At 67.6% G+C, this 7,448-nt stretch carries 7 protein-coding genes; 4 read left to right on the forward strand and 3 right to left on the reverse strand.

What is annotated here, in order from left to right; translation table 11 throughout:
* Positions 1-293: 293 nt before the first annotated feature.
* Together sucD and sucC are read right to left on the reverse strand one after the other, a co-directional pair.
* Entirely contained in the window at positions 294-1,169 is an 876-nt protein-coding gene (sucD, locus tag FXF51_RS33430; RefSeq protein ID WP_148438674.1) for a succinate--CoA ligase subunit alpha, read from the reverse strand.
* 3 nt (positions 1,170-1,172) lie between these two features.
* Positions 1,173-2,354 carry an ADP-forming succinate--CoA ligase subunit beta gene (gene sucC / locus FXF51_RS33435; protein WP_148438675.1) on the reverse strand — a complete coding sequence of 394 codons (1,182 nt, stop codon included), beginning with the start codon at positions 2,352-2,354 and terminating at the stop codon, positions 1,173-1,175.
* Between the two features lie 280 nt (positions 2,355-2,634).
* Here sucC and FXF51_RS33440 point away from each other — a divergent pair, with 280 nt between their 5' ends.
* From FXF51_RS33440 to FXF51_RS33455, 4 genes are all read left to right on the forward strand, one after another.
* On the forward strand, positions 2,635-3,432 hold the full coding sequence (locus FXF51_RS33440) for a hypothetical protein (RefSeq protein ID WP_148438676.1): 798 nt from the start codon (positions 2,635-2,637) through the stop codon (positions 3,430-3,432).
* A gap of 77 nt (positions 3,433-3,509) precedes the next feature.
* Entirely contained in the window at positions 3,510-4,388 is an 879-nt protein-coding gene (locus FXF51_RS33445; protein WP_148438677.1) for a hypothetical protein, read from the forward strand.
* 71 nt (positions 4,389-4,459) lie between these two features.
* Complete coding sequence (locus FXF51_RS33450; RefSeq protein ID WP_148438678.1) at positions 4,460-5,239, forward strand: hypothetical protein; 780 nt, start codon at positions 4,460-4,462, stop codon at positions 5,237-5,239.
* 25 nt (positions 5,240-5,264) lie between these two features.
* A complete protein-coding gene (locus tag FXF51_RS33455; RefSeq protein ID WP_148438679.1) occupies positions 5,265-6,071 on the forward strand; it encodes a hypothetical protein in 807 nt (268 codons plus the stop codon).
* A gap of 157 nt (positions 6,072-6,228) precedes the next feature.
* On the opposite strand, the gene galE is transcribed toward FXF51_RS33455, so the two are convergent.
* Positions 6,229-7,206 (reverse strand): UDP-glucose 4-epimerase GalE, encoded by a 978-nt coding sequence (gene galE / locus FXF51_RS33460; RefSeq protein ID WP_148438680.1) that lies wholly within the window; start codon positions 7,204-7,206, stop codon positions 6,229-6,231.
* Positions 7,207-7,448 lie beyond the last annotated feature (242 nt).

A 7,448-nucleotide genomic window follows, 5' to 3' on the forward strand; every position in this document is an offset into this window, starting at 1 on the left:
CCAAAGCTTGGTTGACGCGCCGGGATTGGAGCACTTCTGATCCCACGGTGCCCGATTCGGTGTGCGTCGTAACGGCGGCGCGCCACTGATCGGGTCAGAAAGCGTCTCCCTGGACGGGGGCGAGCCCGCGACGGCGGGTGGGGTAGGCCCGCGAAGCCGTACAGATTGGAAGACGCGAACCTCCGCGCGGTCGTACAGGATGAAAGACGCGAAGACCCCGCACGGCCGGAACCGGGCGGGGTCTTCGCCGGAAGATCACCCGCGCGGGGACCGGGCGGGTGACTTCCAAACGCTCAGCGGGTCTGCATGATCTCGCGCATGAGGCGGGCAGTCTCGGAGGGGGTCTTGCCGACGCGGACGCCGACCTTCTCCAGGGCCTCCTTCTTGGCCTGGGCGGTGCCCGCGGAGCCGGACACGATCGCGCCCGCGTGCCCCATCGTCTTGCCCTCAGGCGCGGTGAAGCCCGCCACGTAGGCCACGACCGGCTTGGTGACGTGCTGCTCGATGTAGGCCGCGGCCCGCTCCTCGGCGTCGCCGCCGATCTCGCCGATCATGACGATCGCGTCGGTGCCCGGGTCGTCCTGGAACGCCTGGAGGGCGTCGATGTGCGTGGTGCCGATGACCGGGTCGCCGCCGATGCCCACGGCCGTGGAGAAGCCGAAGTCGCGCAGCTCGTACATGAGCTGGTAGGTGAGCGTGCCGGACTTGGAGACCAGGCCGATGCGGCCGGCGGTGGTGATGTCGGCGGGGATGATGCCGGCGTTGGAGGCGCCGGGCGAGGCGATGCCAGGGCAGTTGGGGCCGATGATGCGGGTCTTGTTGCCCTTGTCGACCGCGTACGCCCAGAACTCGGTGGAGTCGTGGACGGGCACACCCTCGGTGATCACGACGCAGAGCGGGATCTCGGCGTCGATGGCCTCCTTGACCGCGTCCTTGGTGAACTTCGGCGGCACGAAGACGACCGACACGTCGGCGCCGGTGGCCTCCATGGCCTCGGCGACCGTGCCGAACACGGGCAGGCCCTCGTGCGTGGTGCCGGCCTTGCGGGCGTTCACGCCGCCGACGACCTTGGCGCCCGAGGCGAGCATGCGGCGGGTGTGCTTGGTGCCCTCACCGCCGGTCATGCCCTGGACGATGATCTTGCTGTTCTCAGTCAACCAGATGGCCATGGGTCACGCACCTACCGCAGCGAGCTCGGCGGCACGCTTGGCCGCGTCGTCCATCGTGTCTACCAGCTCGACGCGCGGGAGCGCGGCGTCGGCCAGGATCTGCCGCCCGAGCAGGGCGTTGTTGCCGTCGAGGCGGACCACCAGCGGGTGGGTCACGGCCTCGCCGCGGCTCTCCAGCAGCTTGAACGCCGAGACGATGCCGTTGGCGACGGCGTCGCAGGCGGTGATGCCGCCGAAGACGTTCACGAAGATCGACTTGACGCTCGGGTCGGAGAGGATGATCTCCAGGCCCGCGGCCATCACCTCGGCCGAGGCGCCGCCGCCGATGTCGAGGAAGTTGGCGGGCGACGGCTTGCCGGGGAACGCCTCGCCGGCGTAGGCGACCACGTCGAGGGTGGACATGACCAGGCCCGCGCCGTTGCCGATGATGCCGACGTTGCCGTCGAGCTTGACGTAGTTGAGGTCCTTCTCCTTGGCCTTGGCCTCGAGCGGGTCCTCGGCGGCCTTGTCGGCCAGCGCCTCGTGGTCGGCCTGGCGGAAGCCGGCGTTCTCATCGAGGGTGACCTTGCCGTCGAGGGCCTTCACCTGGCCGTCGGCCGACAGGATCATCGGGTTGACCTCGACGAGCGTGGCGTCCTCGTCGACGAAGCAGCACCAGAGCTTCTCGATGAGCTCGGCGGCGCCGTCGAGCGCCTTCTCCGGCAGGCCGCCGGCCACCGCGATCTCGCGGGCCTTGGCGCGGTCGATGCCGGCCAGCGCCGAGACGGGCACCTTGGCGACCTTCTCCGGCGAGGTGTGCGCGACCTCTTCGATGTCCATGCCGCCGGCGGCGGAGCAGATCGCGAGGAACGTACGGTTGGCGCGGTCGAGCAGGAAGGAGAAGTAGTACTCCTCCGCGATCGCGCTGGCCTCCTCGACGAGGACCTTGTGGACCGTGTGGCCCTTGATGTCCATGCCGAGGATGGCCTCGGCCTTGGCCACGGCGTCGGCGGCGTCGTCGGCCACCTTCACGCCGCCGGCCTTACCGCGACCACCGGTCTTGACCTGGGCCTTGACGACAACGCGGCCGGTCAGTTCCTCAGCGGCCGACCGTGCCTCCTCCACAGTGTGGGCGACGATGCCGCGCGGCACAGGGATGCCGTAGTCAGCGAAGAGCTCCTTCGCCTGATGTTCGAACAGGTCCACGAGGGTCCGTCCTTGCTTATCCGACTGATGTTCGACGCCCCGGGCAACCCGTGCGTGCCGGGCGTTTCCGCCAGTGAAGCCTAGCCCGAAGCTTGACCTGCCCAGGTCACCGGGTCGCGGTTCTTCCGGTATGTGACGGTGATCTCACTTCCTCAGGATGACGTCTGCACGGAAATTGCATGAATTAGACGCCGTATGACCCGACGCTCGATATATGGTCGTGATCTTCCAATGGCAGGCTTGCCCCCCGCTCCTCTTGGTAATGCTGAAGGAAACCCGAATGAAGCGAATTCTCGCGGGTCTGACGCTGGCTTCGTCGGCCGCGCTCATGACCGCCGCTCCGGCCCAGGCCGCGCCCGTGAACCCGGTGAAGGCCCTGCAGAAGCAGTACAAGGCCGGGCACGGGGTGCGCGTCTCGGAGACGTACCGGACGAAGACCAACGGGAAGTCCGGGACCGTGCGGACGACCAACGGCTCCCTGGGATTCGGCAAGTCCGGAGTCGTCGCCGCGGATCTGCGCTTCCGCGAGAAGGGCGGGCTCGCCGGCCTCTCGCCGACCCGGAGTATCACCGTGGGCAAGCACACGTTCGTCCAGGGCGGGATTTACAGCGAGGGTTTGCCTGAGGGCAAGAAGTGGATCCGTTACCAGGACGCTTCGGTCATGTACACCAGCCAGCCGCTCGACGTCTTCAACGCCAAGGTGCTCAAGGCGCTGGTGTCCAAGGCCAAGAGCGTCAAGGGTGGAACGTACCGAGGTGTGCTCACGTTCGGGGACGTGAGCAAGATCTACGGCGAGAAGATCGACAAGAGGCTGGCCGGAATCAAGATCAGCTATGCCCTCGATCTGAACGCCAAGGGCCTGGTGACGGGGGTCCGCAGCGCCTACACGCTGGACTACGGCATCCTCGGGAGCACGACCGCCACCGCGAACACCAAGTTCACGGGCTGGGGCGCCAAGATCTCGATCAAGGCCCCGCCATCCGACCAGGTGGTCGACCTCGACGAGCTCGGGAGCGACACGGAAGTGCCGCAGGAGATCCCGAACGGCTCGCTCAACTCGCTCGGCAGGATCGGCTGACGCCGATCCACCGGGCCGTTCGACGGGGCCGGCCCGCCGGCCCCCGACTCCCCCTCAACCTCTGAAGGAAACTGCGCATGAAGCGAATCCTGACGGGCGTGGCGTTAGCCACGACCGCCGCACTGGTGACCGCCACCCCGGCGCTGGCAGCAGCGCCCAAGGACCCGGTGGTCGCCGTCAAGAAGCAGCTCGTCGCCGGCAAGGGCGTCAAGTTCACCGAGCGTACGACCGTGAGCGAAGGCGACGTCCGCGACATCTTCCTGCGCCGCTCGGGCACGCTGCAGTTCAAGAAGTCGGGCATCGCGGCCTCCGACATCACCGGCAAGCTCAACATCAAGGCCAGCGACCTCGAAGGACTCGACGAGAGCGGCGAGAACGCCGAGCTCGCGGCGATGGTCAAGGCCATGGCGCAGCCCGAGCGCACCATCAGGATCGGCACCACGTCCTACATCTCGGGCAACATCTGGGCGACGATGCTCCCCGAGGACAAGACCTGGTTCAAGGCGGCGAACGGCCCCACCGGCGGCCTGCTCGGCACCTTCGGCCAGCCGCTCAACCTCGCCGAGCCCGCCACGGTCAAGACCCTGCTCAAGGGCGCCAAGACCACCGGCAGCGGGTACACGGGCAAGACGCTGGTCCGCGACCTGTGGAAGGCCTCGCCCTGGCTGCGCGCCACCTGGGTCGACAAGCCCTCCGCCAAGGTCCAGAAGACCGCCATCAGCTGGCGCATCACCGTGAACAAGGCCGGCCTGCCCACCCGGGTCGTCGCCACGTTCCCGATGTCCGTGCTCGGCGCCGGCAAGGGCACCGTGAGCGTGGACACCAGCTACACCGGCTGGGGCTCCGCCGTATCGATCAAGGCTCCGCCCGCGGACGAGGTCGCCAGCCAGTTCAAGGACGGCGAGAGCGACATCTCCGACGCCCTCGAACTGCCGCTCGGCAGCATCGCCGGCTGACCTGACCGATGATCGAGCCCCCTTCCGCCTGGCTGGCGGGAGGGGGCTCCTTCCGTTGCGGAGGAGTCTCCATGAAGAAGGCATTAGCGGTGGCGGTGGCCGCCGCGTCCCTGATCAGCGCCGTTCCCGCCCAGGCTGCCGCTCCCGATCCGGTACGGGCGGTGAAGCGGCAGTTCGTCGCAGGGCACGGGGTGAAGTTCTCCGAGACGGTCATCTCGGAGAGCGAGGGCAAGAAGGAGGTGTACATGCGGGTGACGGGCACCTACGGGTTCGGCCCGTCCGGCGTCGTCGCCGCCGACCTGACCCTCCGCATGCTCGCCAGCAAGAAGCCGAGCACCGTGCGCCTCCTGGCGGTGGGGAGGCGGGTGTACATGCAGACCGACGACCTGCGGAAAGACGCTCCCGAAGGTGTCAAGTGGATTCGCATGGAGGATGTCGAAGGTCGGCTCAGGGCTCCGTCCAACCAACCTGTGGACATCTTCCAGCTTCCCCAGCTCAAGGGGCTCCTCTCGCACGCCACCTCCGTACGCGGCGGCGTCTACCGGGGCACGCTCACCGGTAAGCAGGGGAACCAGATCAAGGCGAGCTCGTCCACGAGCGGGTTCGACTACCGGCTGAGCACCGGCTCCACCGGGCTGCCCACCCGCCTGCGCATCGCCGTCAAGGACCCGATCTTCACCTATCTGACGCACGTCGACACCAGGTACAGCGCCTGGGGGCATGCGGTGACCATCGTGGAACCGGCCGAAGACGAGGTGGCCGAGCTCGACGATCTCAGCCCGGAGCTCGCCGACGATCTTCCTGATTTTCAGGAGCTTCCTGATGGGGCGGTTGGATCGCTCGCGTCCTAGATATTTCTAACATTGAGGATTTCGTGTGAAGAAGGCACTGGCGGCGGCGATGGCCGCCGCGTCCCTGATGGGCGCCGCCCCCGCGCAGGCTGCCGCTCCCGATCCGGTACGGGTGGTGCAGCGCCAGTTCGTCGCAGGGCACGGGGTGAAGTTCTCCGAGGTCATGACCATGAAGGGCCGGGACAAGAAGCCGGAGTACCTGAGGATCACGGGGACGTACGAGTTCGGTGCGTCGGGGGTCGCCGCCTACGACGTGACCGCTCGGATGACTCTAAAACCGGGCAAGCTGACGACCATGAGGATCCGCTGGACGGGGGGTCGGATCTACATGTACGGCAGTGCCTTCGACCTGCCCGAGGGCAAGAGGTGGGTGAGCGCCGATGACGACAGTCTGGGCATGGACAAGCTGAGCCCCTCCAGCCAGCCTGCCAACATCTTCCGGCTCTCCCAGCTCAAGAGCCTGGTCTCGCACGCCGACTCGGTGCGGGGCGGTGTGTACCGGGGCACGTTCGGCAGCAAGCAGGCGGTGAGGGCCGGATTCGGACGCGATGCCGGATTCGGGCCCGCCCTCGTGTCCGGGTTCAGCTACCGGCTCAGCACCGACTCTGCCGGTCTTCCCAGCCACCTTCGCACCGACAGGCAGTTTCCGGTCACCACGCTGCAGCAGTACACCGACACGAGGTACAGCGGGTGGGGTGATGAAGTGAAGATCACGGCGCCGCCTGAGGAGCAGGTGGAGGACATGGACGACGTTCTAAACTCCACTCTCGAGGAGACGTTCCAGGAGGTTCTGGAGATCGCTGATGATGCGCTGGCATCCATGCGCCAGTGAGTCCTCCCGGCTCCGCGCTCCGGAACGCGGTCGGGTTCCGGAGCGCGGTCGGCTTCGCGTGCGCGGTCGGCTTCGCGTGCGCTGGCAGCTCCGAAACGCGGTCGGCTCTGAAGCGCCGTCAGCTCTGAAGCGCCGTCAGGCCTTGGAGCGCCATCACTCAGCCCAAGCGGGAGTCCCGGATGCCCGCCCACTGCAGCGAGTGCCTGATCCCCTCTTCAACCGAGTACCCGGCCCGCCACCCCAGCAGCCGGTGAGCGCGATCGCTGCGGGTGTAGGCGCCCGCCACGTCACCGGGCCGGGCCGGTGCCTCGACGACCTCGATGGGATCGTCGACCACCCGGTTGAACGCGTCGACCAGCTCGCGCACCGTGGTGCCCGCCCCGGTGCCCAGGTTGATCACGTCGGCCTCCAGCTCGTCGAAGCGCCGCAGTGCTTCCACGTGGGCGGTGGCCAGGTCCCAGACGTGGATGTAGTCGCGGATGCCGGTGCCGTCGCTCGTGGGCCAGTCGGTGCCGGTGATCCGGAACGGGACGCGCTCCTCGTACGCCTCGATCATCTTGCCCAGGGCGTGGCTGGGCCGGCGGAGCTGCAGGCCCGTGCGCATCTGCGGGTCGGCGCCGATCGGGTTGAAGTACCGCAGGGACAAGATCCTGATGGGACGGCCGGCGGCGATGTCGGCGAACATGCCCTCGCAGACCGCCTTCGTCCGCGCGTACGGGCTCTGGGGGTCGAGCGGGGACTCCTCGGTCACCGTGTGGTCGGCGCCGGTCTGGTAGATGGACGCCGAGGAGCTGAAGATCATGCGGGTGCAGCCGTTGCGGATCAGGTGGTCGGCGAACTCCAGGCTCTTGGTGACGTTCGCGCGGTAGTAGCCGATGGGGTCGGCCACGGAGTCGGGGACCACGATGAGAGCCGCGCAATGGATGACGGCCTCTATATCGGGATTTTCCGCAAATATCTTGTCAATCAGTGGGCCGTCGCTGATATCGCCCTCATAGAACAACCGGCCCTCGGCGAACTCTCGCCGACCCGTCACCAGGCTGTCCAGAATGACGGGATCGACCCCGGCGTCCAGGCACGCCGATGCGATCGTGCTGCCGATATAACCCGCCCCGCCAGTAATCAAAACGCGCATTCCTGAACCCTAGCCATCCGCGACCGTAGGTGTGGGCAGCCTGTGGATAACTGCGGGGTATGGGGTGGCGCGTTGGGGACAACCCCGATCCGGCACGTACCGTAGCTCGGTCCTGCCAGGCACACAGCCCAGCCCCAGCCCCCGGCTCAGCGCACCAGCGGCACCAGCGCAACGCGGCGCACCCGAGCCCGCCCACACGCAGTACAGCTCAGCCCGTCACAAACACAGCGCTGCCCAGCGCA

This window comes from Nonomuraea sp. PA05, from assembly GCF_008086045.1.
In the GTDB taxonomy this organism is placed as follows: domain Bacteria; phylum Actinomycetota; class Actinomycetes; order Streptosporangiales; family Streptosporangiaceae; genus Nonomuraea; species Nonomuraea monospora.

Coding starts and splice junctions, on each gene's coding strand:
- galE (WP_148438680.1), bottom strand. CDS start 7,206: ATGCGCGTTTTGATTACTGGCGGGGCGGGTTATATCGGCAGCACGATC.
- FXF51_RS33440 (WP_148438676.1), top strand. CDS start 2,635: ATGAAGCGAATTCTCGCGGGTCTGACGCTGGCTTCGTCGGCCGCGCTC.
- FXF51_RS33445 (WP_148438677.1), top strand. CDS start 3,510: ATGAAGCGAATCCTGACGGGCGTGGCGTTAGCCACGACCGCCGCACTG.
- sucD (WP_148438674.1), bottom strand. CDS start 1,169: ATGGCCATCTGGTTGACTGAGAACAGCAAGATCATCGTCCAGGGCATG.
- FXF51_RS33450 (WP_148438678.1), top strand. CDS start 4,460: ATGAAGAAGGCATTAGCGGTGGCGGTGGCCGCCGCGTCCCTGATCAGC.